15 protein-coding genes are annotated in these 15,719 nt (G+C 68.8%); 10 read left to right on the top strand and 5 right to left on the bottom strand.

The window, feature by feature from the left end; translation table 11 throughout:
- Positions 1 to 29: 29 nt before the first annotated feature.
- From QTI33_RS18185 to xylB, 9 genes are all read left to right on the top strand, one after another.
- On the top strand, positions 30 to 1,193 hold the full coding sequence (locus tag QTI33_RS18185; RefSeq protein ID WP_286507753.1) for an MFS transporter: 1,164 nt from the start codon (positions 30 to 32) through the stop codon (positions 1,191 to 1,193).
- A gap of 165 nt (positions 1,194 to 1,358) precedes the next feature.
- Complete coding sequence (locus QTI33_RS18180; RefSeq protein ID WP_286507569.1) at positions 1,359 to 2,666, top strand: ABC transporter substrate-binding protein; 1,308 nt, start codon at positions 1,359 to 1,361, stop codon at positions 2,664 to 2,666.
- 21 nt (positions 2,667 to 2,687) lie between these two features.
- Entirely contained in the window at positions 2,688 to 3,641 is a 954-nt protein-coding gene (locus QTI33_RS18175; protein ID WP_444814856.1) for a carbohydrate ABC transporter permease, read from the top strand.
- A gap of 13 nt (positions 3,642 to 3,654) precedes the next feature.
- Positions 3,655 to 4,476 (top strand): carbohydrate ABC transporter permease, encoded by an 822-nt coding sequence (locus tag QTI33_RS18170; RefSeq protein ID WP_286507567.1) that lies wholly within the window; start codon positions 3,655 to 3,657, stop codon positions 4,474 to 4,476.
- Between the two features lie 23 nt (positions 4,477 to 4,499).
- Positions 4,500 to 5,531: an ABC transporter ATP-binding protein gene (locus tag QTI33_RS18165; protein WP_286507566.1), complete on the top strand. Its 1,032-nt coding sequence runs from the start codon at positions 4,500 to 4,502 to the stop codon at positions 5,529 to 5,531.
- A 13-nt stretch (positions 5,532 to 5,544) separates the two neighbouring features.
- A complete protein-coding gene (gene dalD, locus QTI33_RS18160) occupies positions 5,545 to 6,963 on the top strand; it encodes a D-arabinitol 4-dehydrogenase (protein ID WP_286507565.1) in 1,419 nt (472 codons plus the stop codon).
- Positions 6,960 to 7,748 carry an L-iditol 2-dehydrogenase gene (locus tag QTI33_RS18155; protein WP_286507564.1) on the top strand — a complete coding sequence of 263 codons (789 nt, stop codon included), beginning with the start codon at positions 6,960 to 6,962 and terminating at the stop codon, positions 7,746 to 7,748. The genes dalD and QTI33_RS18155 overlap by 4 nt, the downstream gene beginning before the upstream one ends.
- A 24-nt stretch (positions 7,749 to 7,772) precedes the next feature.
- Positions 7,773 to 8,714 carry an AraC family transcriptional regulator gene (locus QTI33_RS18150; RefSeq protein WP_286507563.1) on the top strand — a complete coding sequence of 314 codons (942 nt, stop codon included), beginning with the start codon at positions 7,773 to 7,775 and terminating at the stop codon, positions 8,712 to 8,714.
- Between the two features lie 93 nt (positions 8,715 to 8,807).
- Entirely contained in the window at positions 8,808 to 10,274 is a 1,467-nt protein-coding gene (gene xylB, locus QTI33_RS18145) for a xylulokinase (protein WP_286507561.1), read from the top strand.
- A gap of 1 nt (position 10,275) precedes the next feature.
- Here xylB and QTI33_RS18140 read toward each other — a convergent pair whose 3' ends face one another.
- Both QTI33_RS18140 and QTI33_RS18135 read right to left on the bottom strand, forming a co-directional pair.
- A complete protein-coding gene (locus QTI33_RS18140) occupies positions 10,276 to 10,848 on the bottom strand; it encodes a hypothetical protein (protein WP_286507560.1) in 573 nt (190 codons plus the stop codon).
- A 29-nt stretch (positions 10,849 to 10,877) separates the two neighbouring features.
- Positions 10,878 to 11,096, bottom strand: coding sequence for a hypothetical protein (locus QTI33_RS18135; RefSeq protein ID WP_286507559.1), 219 nt, complete (start codon positions 11,094 to 11,096; stop codon positions 10,878 to 10,880).
- A gap of 234 nt (positions 11,097 to 11,330) precedes the next feature.
- Between QTI33_RS18135 and QTI33_RS18130 the strand changes: the two genes are divergently transcribed.
- The gene (locus QTI33_RS18130; protein WP_286507558.1) at positions 11,331 to 11,735 is read left to right on the top strand and encodes a hypothetical protein; all 405 of its coding nucleotides are present in this window, start codon (positions 11,331 to 11,333) and stop codon (positions 11,733 to 11,735) included.
- A gap of 16 nt (positions 11,736 to 11,751) precedes the next feature.
- Here the strand turns inward: QTI33_RS18130 and QTI33_RS18125 are convergent, their stop codons facing one another.
- From QTI33_RS18125 to phbB, 3 genes are all read right to left on the bottom strand, one after another.
- Positions 11,752 to 13,437, bottom strand: coding sequence for a cation:proton antiporter domain-containing protein (locus tag QTI33_RS18125; RefSeq protein ID WP_286507556.1), 1,686 nt, complete (start codon positions 13,435 to 13,437; stop codon positions 11,752 to 11,754).
- Positions 13,438 to 13,474: 37 nt separating this feature from the next.
- Positions 13,475 to 14,824, bottom strand: coding sequence for a dicarboxylate/amino acid:cation symporter (locus QTI33_RS18120; RefSeq protein WP_286507555.1), 1,350 nt, complete (start codon positions 14,822 to 14,824; stop codon positions 13,475 to 13,477).
- A 94-nt stretch (positions 14,825 to 14,918) separates the two neighbouring features.
- The gene (gene phbB, locus QTI33_RS18115; RefSeq protein ID WP_286367376.1) at positions 14,919 to 15,656 is read right to left on the bottom strand and encodes an acetoacetyl-CoA reductase; all 738 of its coding nucleotides are present in this window, start codon (positions 15,654 to 15,656) and stop codon (positions 14,919 to 14,921) included.
- Positions 15,657 to 15,719 lie beyond the last annotated feature (63 nt).

Raw genomic sequence — 15,719 nt, 5'->3', positions numbered from 1 at the left:
CTTCTTCCTCGCAGCGCGCCGCGTCGCGCATGCCCGTGGCCCTGCTCGCCCTCGCCGCCGCGGCCTTCGCCATCGGCACCAGCGAGTTCGTGGTGATGGGCCTGCTGCCCGACATGGCCCTGGACCTCGGCGTCACGCTGTCTCAGGCCGGCCTGCTGGTGACCGGCTACGCGATGGGCGTGGTGGTGGGCGCCCCGGTGTTCGCGGTGGCGACGGCGCGGCTGCCGCGCAAGGCCACGCTGGTGGCGCTGGCCTGCCTCTTCGTGCTGGGCAACCTGCTGTGCGCGCTGGCACCGGACTACGGGCTGCTGATGGCCGCCCGCGTCATCACCGCCCTGGCCCATGGCACCTTCTTCGGCATCGGCTCGGTGGTTGCCGCGGGGCTGGTGCCGCCCCACCGCCGGTCGCAGGCGATCGCGCTGATGTTCACCGGCCTCACGCTGGCCAACGTGCTCGGCGTGCCGATGGGCCGGATCATCGGCGAGCACTTCGGCTGGCGGATGACCTTCGCCGCGATCGTGGTGATCGCGCTCGGCGCCGTCGCCGCGCTGGTCGCCCTGCTGCCGCGCCAGATCGAGATGCAGCGGGGCAACATCCTGCGCGAGTTCAGCGTGCTGGCCGACCGCCGCGTGCTGCTCGCCCTGGCCACCAGCGCGCTGACCTCGGCCAGCCTGTTCTGCGTCTTCACCTTCATCGCGCCGCTGCTGACGCAGGTCAGCGGCTTCTCGAACGCGGCGGTGGCGCCGATCCTGCTGCTGCTGGGCGTCGGGCTGACCATCGGCAGCACCGTCGGCGGCCGCCTCGGCGACCGGCGGCTGGTGCCGTCGATGCTGCTGGTGCTGGGGCTCAATGCGATGGTGCTGGGGCTGCTGCATTTCGCGCTGCCGCTGAAGGCACCGACGGTGCTGCTGATGCTGCTGTGGACCACGCTCTCGTTCGCACTGGTGCCCTTGCTGCAGACACTCATCGTGCAGCATGCGAGCGCGGCGCCGAACCTGGCCTCGACCCTGAACCAGGGCGCGTTCAACCTCGGCAACGCGGCCGGCGCCTGGATCGGCAGCGGCATGCTGGCCGCGGGCGCCCCGCTGGCCGGACTGCCCTGGGCCGGCGCGGCCATCACGCTCGGCGGCCTGGCCCTGGCGGCCTGGAGCAGCCGGCTGGGCGACCGCGAACCCACGCTGCAGACCGCCTGAGCCCGCCGAGGGCTCTGCACATCCCTGGTTGCGGGATTAGGGATGACACCGAGGTGATCGGTGCATCCAAGTATCGATAGCGGCAAGGCAAGTACCAAACCCGGAAATTCGCGTCTCCACAATCGGCGCACGGCGACCCGCGTCGTCGATCACAAGGAGACATTCATGAAGCGTTTTCTGAAGGCGGGCCTGGCGCTCGCAATGGCCGCTGCGGGATGGACCCATGCCGCCACCGAACTCGTGATCGCGACCGTGAACAACGGCCACATGATCGAGATGCAGAAGCTCGGCAAGTTCTTCGAGCAGGCAAACCCCGACATCAAGCTCAAGTGGGTCACCTTGGAAGAAGGCACCTTGCGCCAGCGCGTGACGACCGACATCGCCACCAAGGGCGGCCAGTTCGACGTCATGACCATCGGCATGTACGAGACGCCGATCTGGGCCAAAAAGGGCTGGCTCAACCCGATCGCGACCGACGCCGCGTACGACGTCGACGACCTGCTGCCGGCGATGCGCAACGGCCTGTCGGCCGACGGCAAGCTCTACGCCGCGCCCTTCTATGGCGAAAGCTCGATGCTGATGTACCGCAAGGACCTGGCGGACAAGGTCGGCTTCAAGATGCCCGAGCAGCCGACCTGGGTCCAGGTGAAGGAGCTGGCGGGCAAGATCCACGATCCGAAGGGGGGCGTCTACGGCATCTGCCTGCGCGGCAAGCCGGGCTGGGGCGACAACATGGCGCTGCTGACGACCATGGTCAACACCAACGGCGGCCAGTGGTTCGACACCAGCTGGAAGCCGCAGATCGACTCCAAGCCCTGGCATGACGCGATCAGCTTCTACGTCGACCTGATGAAGGCCTACGGCCCGCCCGGCGCCTCGGCCAACAGCTTCAACGAGAACCTGGCGCTGTTCAACGAGGGCAAGTGCGGCATGTGGGTCGATGCCACCATCGCGGCCTCGTTCGTGAGTGACCCGAAGCAGTCGAAGGTCGCCGACAAGGTCGCTTTCGCACAGGCGCCGGTGGCGGTGACGCCGAAGGGCGCGAACTGGCTCTGGGCCTGGGCGCTGGCCATTCCGGCCGGCTCGCAGAAGGTCGACGCGGCGCAGACCTTCATCAAGTGGGCGACCTCGAAGGACTACATCAAGCTGGTCGCGAAGGAAGAAGGCTGGGGGTCGGTGCCGACCGGCACGCGCAAGTCGACCTATGCCACGCCGGAGTTCATGAAGGCCGCGCGCTTCGCCGAGGCCGAGAAGAAGGCGATCGACACCGCCAACCCGAACGACAGCACGCTGCCCAAGTCGCCCTACGTCGGCGTGCAGTACGCGGCCATCCCGGAGTTCCAGGCCATCGGCGTGGCCGTGGGCCAGCAGATGAGCGCGGCGCTCGCGGGCAAGGTGACGGTCGACCAGGCCTTGAAGACCTCGCAGACCACCGCCGAGCGCGAGATGAAGAAGGCCGGGTACTACAAGTAGCCCCACGCCGGACATTTCGCCGTGTCGCATCTCCCCACTCCCGTCCCGGAGACACCGCCAGCGGACCCGCAAGGCTGGCTGCGCGGCGGCGCCCGGTCGGGTCGAAAGGACCCCGCCGCGGGCCGCCTGCTTCCCCGCGCGCTGATGGCGCCGGCGGTGGCGGTGCTGGTCCTCTGGATGCTGGCGCCGCTGTTGATGTCGATCTACTTCTCGTTCGTCAACTACAACCTCATGCAGCCCGGCGAGCGCACGTTCAACGGGATCGAGAACTTCCACTACTTCGTCACCGACCCGGACTTCTGGCCCGCCGTGTGGAACACGCTGGTGCTGATCGGCAGCGTGATCGTCATCACGGTGGTGCTGGGCGTCGCACTCGCATTGCTGGTGAACGAGCCGTTCCCGGGGCGCGGCATCGTGCGGGTGCTGCTGATCTCGCCCTTCTTCGTGATGCCCACGGTGAACGCGCTGCTGTGGAAGCACATGATGATGAACCCGATCTACGGCGTGCTGGCCGACCTCTGGCGCGCCTTCGGCGCGGAGCCGGTGGACTGGCTCACCGACCTGCCGCTGTTCTCCGTGATCATCATGGTCGCGTGGCAGTGGCTGCCCTTCGCCTGCCTGATCTTCATCACCTCGCTGCAATCGCTCGACCGCGAGCAGATGGAAGCCGCGCGCATGGACGGCGCCACGGCCGTCCAGCGCTTCGGCTACCTTACGCTGCCGCATCTGGGCCGGCCGATGGCTGTGGTGATCATGATCGAGATGATCTTCCTGCTCTCCGTGTTCGCCGAGATCGCGATCACGACCGCCGGCGGCCCCGGCAACGAGAGCACGAACCTCACCTACATGATCTTCAAGCAGTCGCTGATGAACTTCGACGTCGGCGTGGCATCGGCGGGCGCGCTGTTCGCGGTGGTGCTGGCCAACATCGTGGCGGCCTTCCTGATCCGCATCATCGGCAAGAACCTCGACTGAAGGGACGCACGCCATGGACGAAAGCCGCCTCTCCCTCCTCCTGCGCGCCGTCGGTGCGTGGATCGTCACCCTGCTGCTGTTCTTTCCGCTCGGCTGGCTGGTGCTGACCTCGTTCAAGACCGAGCTGCAGGCGATCCACGTGCCGCCGCTCTTCCTGTTCGAGCCCACGCTGGACAACTTCACCGAGGTGCAGCGCCGCAGCGACTATCTGCTGTTCGCGAAGAACTCGCTGATCACGAGCATCGGCTCGACCATCATCGGCCTCGCGATCGCCGCGCCGGCCGCCTACTCGATGGCCTTCTTCCGCACCAGGCGCACGCGCGACATCCTGATGTGGATGCTCTCCACCAAGATGATGCCGGCGGTCGGCGCGCTGGTGCCGATCTACGTGATCGCGCAGACCGCCGGCCTGCTCGACACGCGCACCGCGCTGACCATCGTCTTCACGCTGTCGAACCTGCCGATCATGGTGTGGATGCTCTACACGAGCTACAAGGACATCCCGCCCGAGATCCTCGAAGCCGCGCGCATGGACGGCGCCAACCTGTGGACCGAGTTCCGCCACGTGGTGCTGCCGCTGTCGATCGGCGGGCTGGCCTCCACCGGCCTGCTGTGCCTGATCCTGAGCTGGAACGAGGCCTTCTGGGCGCTCAACCTCAGCTCCGCGAAGGCCGGCACGCTGGCGACCATGATCGCTTCCTACTCGAGCCCCGAAGGCCTCTTCTGGGCCAAGCTGTCGGCCGCCTCGGTGATGGCGATCGCGCCGATCGTGGTGTTCGGATGGTTCAGCCAGAAGCAACTGGTGCAGGGCCTCACCTTCGGCGCAGTCAAGTAACGAACTCCAGAGAGGACATGCACATGGCCTACCTCCAACTCGACAACATCCAGAAGAGCTTCGGCGACACGCACGTGATCAAGGGCGTGAACCTGGAGATCGACAAGGGCGAGTTCATCGTCTTCGTCGGCCCCTCGGGCTGCGGCAAGTCGACCCTGCTGCGGCTGATCGCGGGACTCGAATCGATCACCAGCGGCCGGCTCGCGCTCGATGGCAAGGACATCACGCACACGCCCTCGGGCAAGCGCGACCTGGCGATGGTGTTCCAGAGCTATGCGCTCTATCCGCACATGAGCGTGTTCGACAACATGTCCTTCGCGCTCAAGCTCGCAAAGGTGTCGAAGGACGTGATCAAGACCAAGGTGGACTACGCGGCGAAGACGCTCAACCTCACGCAGTACCTGGGCCGCACGCCCAAGGAACTGTCGGGCGGCCAGCGCCAGCGCGTCGCGATCGGCCGCGCGATCGTGCGGGCGCCGAAGGTGTTCCTGTTCGACGAGCCGCTGTCCAACCTCGACGCCGCGCTGCGCGGCAATACGCGGGTGGAGATCCACAAGCTGCACCGTGCGCTCGGCGCCACCAGCATCTACGTCACGCACGACCAGGTCGAGGCGATGACGCTGGCCGACCGCGTGGTGGTGCTGCGCGACGGGCTGATCGAGCAGGTGGGCACGCCGATGGAACTCTACGACCGGCCCGCCAACCAGTTCGTGGCCCAGTTCATCGGCATGCCGTCGATGAACATGGTCGAGGCCAAGGCGATCCCCAGCTTCTCGGCCCAGACCGGCGGCCGGCTGCCGTCCGATGGCTTTCTCGGCGTGCGCCCGGAGGCGCTGCGCGTGCACCAGGGTCAAGGCCTTGGCGCACCCGCGCGCGTCGAGTTGATCGAGGCCCTGGGCGCCGACACGCTGATCCACATCGACGTCGGCGGCGTGCCCCTGGTGGCGCGCCAGAACGAGCGCACCGAGCTGCAGGCCGGCGACGCGGTGAGCGTCGAGCTGGACCCTGCCGTGCTTCATTTCTTCAACCGCGAAGGCCGCACGGTCGCGGCCTGAACTCGCTCGCGCCATGAACTCCCCTGCCCCTTCCGAATTCGTGGTGCTCCACCTCGGGCTCGGCTCCTTCCACCGGGCCCACCAGGCGGCGTACCTGCAGGCGCTGATCGATGCCGGCGACGCGCGCTGGTCGATCAGCGGCGCCAACCTGCGGCCCGACATGGCCGAGGTCGAATCCGCCCTGCGCGCTCAGGGCGGGCGCTACACGCTGGAGACGGTGTCGCCGGCCGGCGCCTGCCGCTACCAGCGCATCGAGGCGATCCGCGAGGTGCTGCCCTACGACCCGGGCCTGGCGGCGGTGATCGCGCGCGGCGCCGATGCCCGCACCCGCATCGTCTCGTTCACCGTGACCGAGGCCGGCTACTACCTCGACCCGCAGGATCGGCTCGACGTCGCGGCGCCCGATCTCGCGAACGACCTGGCCCGGGCGCGCCAGGGGCTCGCCGGCAGCACCATCTACGGCGCGGTCTGCGCCATCCTGCGCGCGCGCCGGGCGGTCGACGGCGGGCCGGTGACGCTGCTGAACTGCGACAACCTGCGCCACAACGGCGAGCGCTTCCAGCGCGGCTTGGGCGCGTTCATCGAGGCCGCCGGCGAGACCGAGCTGCTGGCCTGGGTTCACGCCCACACCAGCACCCCGAACGCGATGGTCGACCGCATCACGCCGCGCCCGCCGCCCGAGCTGCGCCAGCGGGTGCGCGCCGCCACCGGCTGGGACGACGCCGCGCCGGTCACCGGCGAGAGCTTCATCCAGTGGGTGATCGAGGACCGCTTCATCCACGGCCGGCCCGAGTGGGACAAGGTCGGCGTGCAGCTGGTCGATTCGGTTTCGCCCTATGAGGAGGCGAAGATCCGGATCCTCAACGCCAGCCACAGCTGCATCGCCTGGGCCGGCACCCTGGCCGGGCTCGACTACATCCATGAAGGCACGCGGGACGCGACGATCCGGCGCATGGCTTTCGACTACGTCACCGACGACGTGATCCCCTGCCTCGACCGCCCGGGGCAGCCGAGTCCGGTCGACCTGCCGGCCTACCGCGACGTGGTGCTCGAGCGCTTCGGCAATCCGGCGATCCGCGACACCAACCAGCGGGTGGCGATGGACGGCTTCTCGAAGATCCCGGGCTTCATCGCGCCGACCGTGCGCGAGCGGCTGTCGCGCGGCGAAAGCATCGCCAGCGTCGCGCTGCTGCCAGCCCTCTTCCTTGCCTTCCTGCAGCGCTGGCACCAGGGCACGCTGCCCTACGCCTACCAGGACCAGGGCATGGACGAGGCGCTCGCCCATGCGATCTGCGCGGCCGCCGATCCGGTGGCGGCGCTGGGCGCCGAGCGCGGCCTGTGGGGCGACGCCGCCGGCGACGCCCGGCTGCTCGACGCGCTGCGCGACGCCAGCCAGCGGGTGCAGCGCTTCATCGCCGGAGCGCGCCCATGACCGGCCGGCTGGCGCAGCGCCATGTGCTGATCACCGGTGCCGGCGGCGGGATCGGCCTTGCGATCGCCGAGGCCTGCCTCGCCGAAGGCGCGCGCTGCACGCTCGCCGACCGCGCCGACATCGCGCCGGAAGGCGTGGCGCAGTTGCGGCGCAGGCATCCCGACGCGGCCGCCTACGTGCCGGCGGATGTCAGCGACAGCGCCTCGGTGGGCGGCATGCTCTACGCCGCGCGGGCGGCGCACGGCGACATCCACACCCTGGTCAACAACGCGGCGCTGTTCGACATGGCGCCGCTGCTCGAGAGCGACGCGGCCTCCTTCGACCGCCTGTTCGCGGTCAACGTCAAGGGCATGTTCTTCGTGATGCAGCGGGTGCTGCAGCACATGCTGGATGCCGGCGTCGCCGGCGGCTCGGTCATCAACATGGCCTCGCAGGCCGGCCGCCGCGGCGAGGCGCTGGTGGCGCACTACTGCGCGACCAAGGCGGCCGTCATCAGCTACACGCAGAGCGCCGCGCTGGCGATGGCGCCGCACGGCATCCGGGTCAACGCCATCGCGCCGGGCGTGGTCGACACGCCGATGTGGAACCAGGTCGACGCCCTCTTCGCGCAGCACCAGGGCCTGCGGCCGGGCGAGAAGAAGCAGCAGGTCGGGCGCGAGGTGCCGCTCGGGCGGATGGGAACGCCGGCCGACATCGCCGGCGTCGCGGTGTTCCTGGCCAGCGACGAGGCGCGCTACATCACGGCGCAGACGCTCAATGTCGACGGTGGTAACGTCATGAGCTGAAGGTTCAGGGGAAAGGACCACGCCATGACATCGCCGCGCCAACGCCATCTGCCCCGCGATCGCAAGCCCGAACTCGAGCGCGACATCACGCGTTCGCCCTCGCTGGGCTACGAGGCGCCCGAAGACGCCGGCCTGGTGCGCTGCCTGGCCCATGGCTTCCCGAGCCCGCTGGTGCGCTGGCACTTCCACGAAGAGTACGAGCTGCACCTGATCACCGAGACCTCGGGCCGGGCCTTCGTCGGCGACTGGATCGGGCCCTTCCACCCCGGCCACCTGGTGCTGTGCGGGCCGCGCCTGCCGCACAACTGGATCTCGCTGGACATCCCCGAGGGCGGCGCCACCGGGCGCGACCGGGTGATCCAGTTCCGCCACGATCCGATCGAGCGCGCGGCGGCCGAGATCCCCGAGCTGCGCGAAGCGCTGCAGCTGCTCGGGCGGGCCCGCCACGGCATCGAGTTCTTCGGCTTCGAGGCGCGCGCGCTGGCGCACTGGGACGCGATCAAGGCCGCCCGCGGCCTGCACCGGCTGGCGCTGTTCCTGGACTACCTGTGCGAACTGGCGCGCTGCAGCGACTACCGGCTGCTGTCCAACGTGCAGATGCAGGGCGTCGAAGGCGACACCGAGGTCGACCAGGTCAACGCCATCGTCAACCGCATCACCTCGAACCTGGCGGAGCCGGTGGCGATGGCGGACATCGCGGGCGAGCTCGGCATGAGCGAGAGCCGCTTCAGCCGCTTCTTCAAGCGCTCGACCGGCAACAGCTTCACCGATTTCGTCAATCGGGTGCGCATCAACAGCGCCTGCCACCTGCTGATGCAGACCGACCACTACGTGACCGACATCTGCTACCAGGTCGGCTTCAACAACGTCGCCAACTTCAACCGCCGCTTCCTCGAGATCAAGGGCATGACGCCGACCGAGTTCCGCCGCCAGAGCGACAGCCGCTTCGGCAGCCTGGCGTCATGATCCCCCACGCTCCTCACTTCGTGTGTCGCTGCCCCCCGAGGGGGCCGCAGGCCGCCTTGGGGCGGCCCGGCGCCGGCCTGTGAGCAGCATTCCATGTATCTCGGATTGGATCTCGGGACCACGGAGCTGAAGGCGCTGCTGCTGGACCGCGAACACCGGATCGTCGCCCTGGCGCGCGCCCCGCTGACGGTCAGCCGGCCGGCGCCGACCTGGTCCGAGCAGGACCCCGCGCAGTGGTGGGCGGCGCTCGAGGCGGCAATGGCTTCGCTGCGCCAGACCCATGACGGCGCGCTGGCCGCGGTGCGCGCCATCGGCCTGTCCGGCCAGATGCACGGCGCGGTCGCGCTCGATGCCGACGGCCAGGTGCTGCGCCCGGCCATCCTCTGGAACGATGGCCGCAGCGCCGCCCAGTGCGCGGAGCTGGCCGCCCGGGTCCCGCGCCTGGCCGCCATCGCCGGCAACCTCGCGATGCCGGGCTTCACCGCGCCCAAGCTGCTCTGGATGCGGGCCCACGAGCCGGCGCTGTTCGCGCGCACCGCCTGCGTGCTGCTGCCGAAGGACTGGCTGCGCTTCATGCTGAGCGGCGCGCGGGCGAGCGACATGTCGGACGCCTCGGGCACGCTGTGGCTCGACGTCGGCGCGCGCGACTGGTCGGACGGCCTGCTGGCCACCTGCGGGCTGACCCGCCAGCAGATGCCCGAACTGGTCGAGGGCAGCGCCGTGGCAGGCCATCTCGCGGCCGCACCGGCGGCGCGCTGGGGCCTGCCGGCCGGCATCCCGATCGCCGGCGGCGCCGGCGACAACGCGGCCAGCGCCGTCGGCATGGGCCTGGTCGGCGCCGGCCAGGGCTTCGTCTCCCTCGGCACCTCGGGCGTGATCTTCGTCAGCGGCGAGCGCTTCGCGCCCGACCCGGCCCGCGCCGTGCACGCGTTCTGCCATGCGCTGCCCGGCCGCTGGCACCAGATGTCGGTGATGCTGTCGGCCACCAGCGCGGTGGATTGGGCGGCGCGCTGCTTCGGGCTCGGCAACGCCCCCGCGCTGCTGGCCGCCGCCGCCAGCCTCGACGCCGATGACCGCCACGGCGCGCCCCTGTTCCTGCCCTACCTGTCGGGCGAGCGTTCGCCGCACAACGACCCCGGGGCCCAGGGCGTGCTGTTCGGGCTGACGCATGCGCACGGGCCGGCGCAGATCGCCTATGCGGTGGTCGAGGGCGTGAGCTTCGGACTGCGCGACGGACTGGACACCCTCGCCCGGGCCGCCGGCGAGCTGGTGCTGGTCGGCGGCGGTGCGCGCAGCGCCTGGTGGGCCCAGCTGCTGGCCGACGTGCTCGACCTTCCGCTGGCGCTGTGCGAGGGCAGCGAAGCCGGGGCTGCCGTGGGCGCTGCGCGGCTCGCATGGCTGGCCGATGGCGGCGCCGAGGCCGAGGTCTGCCGGCGGCCCGAGACGCGCCAGCGTTTCGAACCGGCCCGTGGGCCAAAGGACGCGCTCGCTGTCCGGCTGGAACGCTTCCGGGCGCTCTATGCGGCGCTGCGCCCGTCGTTTCGCGACCGCGCTGGCTAGCTCACAAGCCGCCGATGGGCCCGAACGAGGTCCGCAACCCGGCGTAGTCCGTCGGCCCGCTGCTTTCCGGCGGATGACCGGTGGCCGTCAGCCAGGCCGCGATGCTCGGCAGCCGGCGGTCGAAATAGAGCTGCAGCGGCGGCCAGTTGCCGGTGGCGGTATGGGGCTCGGTGATCTCCAGCGCCTCGACGGCGATGCTGCGCAGGCTGGTCACCATGGCCAGCGAGCGCCCGTCCAGCAGTTGCAGCGTGACCTCCCGCCCCTGGGCCAGGATCTCCTCGAGGACGCGCCGGTGCACCGCGTAGTCGGCCCAGCTGCGCTTCACGCAGGCATCGTTGAGCTCGCGGAACACCCAGTGCATGTTGTTGGCGAACATGACCGCCACCTGCGCGGCCTGGCGAAAGCCCTGCCGGGCGCCCTGGACCTGCAGCCGCGCCGCCCAGGCGATCGCCAGCAGCACGCCCGCGGTCTGCACCCAGGCCGCCCACTCGGCCGAGGTCGAGGGCCGGTAGAACCACGCCACGACCGCCAGGCCCACGCCGCCGGCGGCCATCGCCGCGCCAAGTTTCTGCATGGTCGTTCCAGATTTGGGGGCCGCTTCGCTCAGGAGCGCGGCCCCTCCTTGCCGAACATCTTCCGGACCGCCGCGATGCCGGCCACCAGGGCATTGGCATAGGTCGAATGCGGGTCCATCGCCGCCTCGATCGGCAGATAGGGAAGAGCTTCATCCATCACGTAGTCGGTAGCTTCCAGCAATACCCAATAGAACTCGCCCTCTTCGAGTTCTTGCACGGTCAGCGCGATATTCCGCAATTGGGACATGGAGTTAGGAGGGCTTTCGGATCGGACGAATCGATCCTATTCAGGGCCGTCGACAACGCCTAGTCACAATTTCACGAATCGTTGCAAATGTGACTACTAGTAATTAAAAACGCAAGCACTCTGTGCGCCAAATGCGTATTTGTATGCGGATTGCAACTTGAGCCAGGGGCTTCGCCTACACCCATCCCCCCGCAGGCGGCCTAAGCTGAAGCGTCCAACCCGCGAGGAGGAGACATGAAGCACTTCACCCTGGACCCCCACATGACCGCGTCCGTGGGCGGCGCCTTTTATCCGACCGGCCATACCTTCGTGATGTTTCCGGATGCGGCAGACGCGAGCGTCGTGGGCCACCGGCTGCTCGACAACGGCTTCAGCGGCGACGAGATCTACCTGATTCCGCCCCATGTGGTGCTGGCGCAGATCACGCCCACCGTGCGCGAGGCCGACAGCCCGCTGCCTTCGGCCGGCACCGACGCCGCCACGGTCCGCGCCTACACCAAGCTGGCGCGCGAGGGGCACACGGCGCTGCTGGTCAAGACCCGCGACGAGGCCGCCGCGAACCGCCTGATGGAGCATGTGCGCACGGTGACCTTTTCGATCGCCCAGCGCTACCGGATGCTGGTGATCGAGGATCTCTGAAGGCGGCGCGGCCCGGTCAGGCGCCCGCTGCACGCAGCAGCACGGTGCGGGCCATGGCCTGCGCCAGCTCCTGTTCGCCCAGGCAGACCGTGACCGCGTCCTGCTGCGTCAGCAGGCGCGCCTCGTCCTCGTTATGGCTGCGGATCACGGTCTCGATCGACGGATTCAGGGTGCGCGCGGCCTCGATCATCTGGCGTACGTTGATGGCGTCCGCGGTGGCGATCACCAGCACCCGGGCGCGTGCGATGTGGGCCTGGATCAGCACCGCCGGATCGGCCGCGTCGCCCCACACGGCGGCCATCCCTTCGCCGCGCAGCTGCTCGACGATGGCGCGGTTCTGCTCCGCCACCACGAAGGGAATGTCGTTGGCCGCCAACGCCGCCGCGATGCGCCGACCGACCCGGCCGTAGCCGACCAGCACCACCTGGCGCGAGAGGTACCTGGCCTCGGTGTGCATCGGCAGCTCGGCCAGCGGATCGTCGCGCGACGCCAGCCCGCGGGCGAAGGACGAATGGGCGTGCAGCCATTGCTGCACCGGCCCGATCAGGCTGAACCAGAGCGGATTGCTGGCGATCGAGATCAGCGCCCCGGCCAGCAGCAGGCTCTGACCCTCGGGCGGCAGCAGCCCGAGCGATCCGCCGAGCGCCGCGAGGATGAACGAGAACTCGCCGATCTGCGCCAGGCTGGCGCTGACCGTGAGCGCGGTGCCGAGCGGGTAGCGCAGCAGCAGCACCAGCGCACAGGCCGCGACCGACTTGCCGACCACGATCACCAGCACCACCGCCAGCACCTGCAGCGGCCGCTCGATCAGCACCGCCGGGTCGAACAGCATGCCGACCGAAACGAAGAACAGCACCGCGAAGGCATCGCGCAGCGGCAGCGACTCCTGTGCAGCGCGGTGGCTGAACTCGGACTCCCGCATCACCACGCCGGCGAAGAAGGCGCCCAGCGCAAACGAGACGCCGAACAGGGCCGCCGAGGCGAAGGCGATGCTGACCGCGGCCGCCACCACGCAGAGCGTGAACAGCTCGCGCGAGTTGGTGCGCGCCACCTGCCACAGGATCCACGGGAACACCCGCCGGCCGACCACCAGCATCAGCAGCACGAAACCGCCGACCTGCAGCAGCGTCAGGCCCAGCGTCTGCCAGATCGGCGGGCCGGTTGAAGCGGCGCCGCCCAGCGCCTGCGCGAGCGGCGGCAGCAGCACCAGCACCAGCACCATCGCCAGGTCTTCCACCACCAGCCAGCCGACCGCGATCCGGCCGGTGAAGGTCTCCAGGATGCCCAGGCTTTCGAGGGCGCGCAGCAGCACCACCGTGCTGGCCACCGAGAGCGCCAGCCCGAACACCAGTGCGCCACCCGGGCTCCAGCCCCACCAGCTGGCCAGGGCGACGCCGAACAGCGTCGCCACCGCCATCTGGACCAGTGCGCCGGGCAGCGCGACCTTGCGCACCGCCAGCAGGTCGTCGAGCGAGAAATGCAGGCCGACGCCGAACATCAGCAGCATCACGCCGATCTCGGCCAACTGGGCGGCGATGCCGGCATCGGCGACGAAGCCCGGCGTGAACGGCCCGATGATCACGCCCGCCAGCAGGTAGCCGACCAGCGCCGGCAGCCGCAGCCGCGTCGCCAGGAAGCCGAGCACCAGCGCCAGGCCGAGGCCGGCGGCGATGGTGTTGATCAGTGAAACGCTGTGGGGCATCGTCTTGCATTCTGCAAGAACGAGGCCGCCGCCGGACTCAGGTGGCCATCTTTTCCGTACGGGCGTTGATCAGCTCCTCGGGCTCCTGGGCTTCGACCCAGGTCTCGTTGTCGAGCCCGGCCTTGAGCCGCTCCATGTCGAGCTCGTCGGTCCACTTGGCGACCACCAGGGTGGCGACGCCGTTGCCGATCAGGTTCGTGAGCGCCCGGGCCTCGGACATGAAGCGGTCGATGCCGAGGATCAGCGCCAGGCCGGCCACCGGCACGTGGCCCACCGCCGACAGGGTCGCCGCCAGCACGATGAAGCCGCTGCCCGTCACGCCGGCCGCGCCCTTCGACGTCAGCAGCAGCACGCCGAGCAGCGTGACCTGCTGCATCAGGGTCATCGGCGTGTTGGTGGCCTGGGCGATGAAAACGGCCGCCATCGTCAGATAGATCGAGGTGCCGTCGAGGTTGAACGAATAGCCGGTCGGGATCACCAGGCCGACGACGGTCTTCTTGGCGCCGAGGTTCTCCATCTTCTCCATCATCCGCGGCAGCACGGATTCGGACGACGAGGTGCCCAGCACGATCAGCAGTTCTTCCTTGATGTACTTGATGAACTTCCAGATGCTGAACCCATGCAGCCGAGCGATCGTGCCGAGCACCACGAAGATGAACAGCAGGCAGGTCAGGTAGAAGGTGCCCATCAGCTTGCCGAGCGAGAACAGCGAGCCGATGCCGTACTTGCCGATCGTGAAGGCCATCGCGCCGAAGGCGCCGATCGGCGCCAGCTTCATGATGTAGTTGACGATCACGAACAGCACGTGCGAGCCCTTCTCGATGATGTCGAAGATCAGCGTGCCGCGGCCGCCGAACCGGTGCAGCGCGAAGCCGAACAGCACCGCGATCAGCAGCACCTGAAGGATCTCGCCCTTGGCGAAGGCATCGACCAGCGTGCTGGGGATGACGTGCAGCAGGAAGTCGACCGTGCCCTCCATCTTGCCCGGCCCCGTATAGGCGGCCAGCGCCCGCGTGTCGAGCGAGGCCGGGTCGATGTTCATGCCGGCGCCGGGCCTGAACACGTTGACCAGCACCAGCCCGACCACCAGCGCGATGCTGCTGACGATCTCGAAATAGAGCAGCGCCAGCCCGCCGGTCTTGCCGACCTTCTTCATGTCCTCCATGCCCGCGATGCCGACCACCACGGTGCAGAAGATGATCGGCGCGATCATCATCTTGATCAGCTTGATGAAGCCGTCGCCGAGCGGCTTCATGGTCTCGCCGACCGAGGGATAGAAGTGCCCGAGCAGCACGCCGATGACCACGGCCGTGATCACCTGGACGTAGAGCGACCGGTACAAGGGCAGCTTCGCCGCCGGAGCGGCCGGCATTGCGGTGGGGGTCATGCGGGATCTCCTGGTGTGATGTGTTGTGAGCGGAGGCGCAAATGAAAAAACCCGCCGTGGCGGGTTTCTTCGTGGCTTGTTCCAGGGTGGCGCCTCAGTGCATGTGGAGCCCACCATTGACCGAGAAGTCGGCCCCGGTGGAATAACCGCCCTCGTCGGTCGCCAGCCAGGCGATGATCGAGGCGATCTCGCTCGGCTCGCCCAGGCGCTTGACCGGGATGGTGCCGACGATCTTGTCGAGCACTTCCTGGCGGATCGCCTTCACCATGTCGGTGCCGATGTAGCCCGGGCTGACCGTGTTGACGGTCACGCCCTTGGCGGCGAGCTCCTGTGCCAGCGCCATCGTGAAGCCGTGCATGCCGGCCTTGGCGGCCGAGTAGTTGGTCTGGCCGGCCTGGCCCTTGGCGCCGTTGACCGAGCTGATGTTGATGATCCGGCCCCAGCCCTTCTCGACCATGTCCCCCACCACCTGCTTGGTGACGTTGAACATGCTGTTGAGGTTGGTCTCGATCACCGAGCTCCAGTCTTCCGGCGTCATCTTGAGGAACATCCGGTCGCGCGTGATGCCCGCGTTGTTGACCAGGACGTCGATGCTGCCGTGCTCGGCCTTGGCCTTGGTGAAGGCCTCGACGGTGGACTGCCAGTCCCCGACATTGCCGACCGAGGCATGGAACTCGTAGCCCTCGGCCTTCTGCTCCGCCAGCCACTTGGCGTGGTCGCGGGTGGGGCCGCAACCGGCGATGACGGTGAACCCGTCCTTGGCCAGGCGCTGGCAAATGGCCGTTCCGATGCCCCCCATGCCCCCGGTGACGTATGCGACTTTTTTGCTCATGAAGTTTCCTTGGTATTTGCGAGCCTGAACAGGCGCTGATCACTTTATCGAAGTTTTCGGCGC

This window comes from Variovorax davisae (assembly GCF_030316845.1).
Lineage (GTDB): Bacteria > Pseudomonadota > Gammaproteobacteria > Burkholderiales > Burkholderiaceae_C > Variovorax > Variovorax davisae.
This window is presented reverse-complemented; position numbering and strand designations above follow the sequence as displayed.

Excerpts from the sequence above, each read along its gene's own strand:
- QTI33_RS18185 (WP_286507753.1), top strand. The coding sequence starts at position 30 with ATGCCCGTGGCCCTGCTCGCCCTCGCCGCCGCGGCCTTCGCCATCGGC.
- QTI33_RS18180 (WP_286507569.1), top strand. The coding sequence starts at position 1,359 with ATGAAGCGTTTTCTGAAGGCGGGCCTGGCGCTCGCAATGGCCGCTGCG.
- QTI33_RS18170 (WP_286507567.1), top strand. The coding sequence starts at position 3,655 with ATGGACGAAAGCCGCCTCTCCCTCCTCCTGCGCGCCGTCGGTGCGTGG.
- QTI33_RS18165 (WP_286507566.1), top strand. The coding sequence starts at position 4,500 with ATGGCCTACCTCCAACTCGACAACATCCAGAAGAGCTTCGGCGACACG.
- dalD (WP_286507565.1), top strand. The coding sequence starts at position 5,545 with ATGAACTCCCCTGCCCCTTCCGAATTCGTGGTGCTCCACCTCGGGCTC.
- QTI33_RS18155 (WP_286507564.1), top strand. The coding sequence starts at position 6,960 with ATGACCGGCCGGCTGGCGCAGCGCCATGTGCTGATCACCGGTGCCGGC.
- QTI33_RS18150 (WP_286507563.1), top strand. The coding sequence starts at position 7,773 with ATGACATCGCCGCGCCAACGCCATCTGCCCCGCGATCGCAAGCCCGAA.
- xylB (WP_286507561.1), top strand. The coding sequence starts at position 8,808 with ATGTATCTCGGATTGGATCTCGGGACCACGGAGCTGAAGGCGCTGCTG.
- QTI33_RS18140 (WP_286507560.1), bottom strand. The coding sequence starts at position 10,848 with ATGCAGAAACTTGGCGCGGCGATGGCCGCCGGCGGCGTGGGCCTGGCG.
- QTI33_RS18135 (WP_286507559.1), bottom strand. The coding sequence starts at position 11,096 with ATGTCCCAATTGCGGAATATCGCGCTGACCGTGCAAGAACTCGAAGAG.
- QTI33_RS18130 (WP_286507558.1), top strand. The coding sequence starts at position 11,331 with ATGAAGCACTTCACCCTGGACCCCCACATGACCGCGTCCGTGGGCGGC.
- QTI33_RS18125 (WP_286507556.1), bottom strand. The coding sequence starts at position 13,437 with ATGCCCCACAGCGTTTCACTGATCAACACCATCGCCGCCGGCCTCGGC.
- QTI33_RS18120 (WP_286507555.1), bottom strand. The coding sequence starts at position 14,824 with ATGACCCCCACCGCAATGCCGGCCGCTCCGGCGGCGAAGCTGCCCTTG.
- phbB (WP_286367376.1), bottom strand. The coding sequence starts at position 15,656 with ATGAGCAAAAAAGTCGCATACGTCACCGGGGGCATGGGGGGCATCGGA.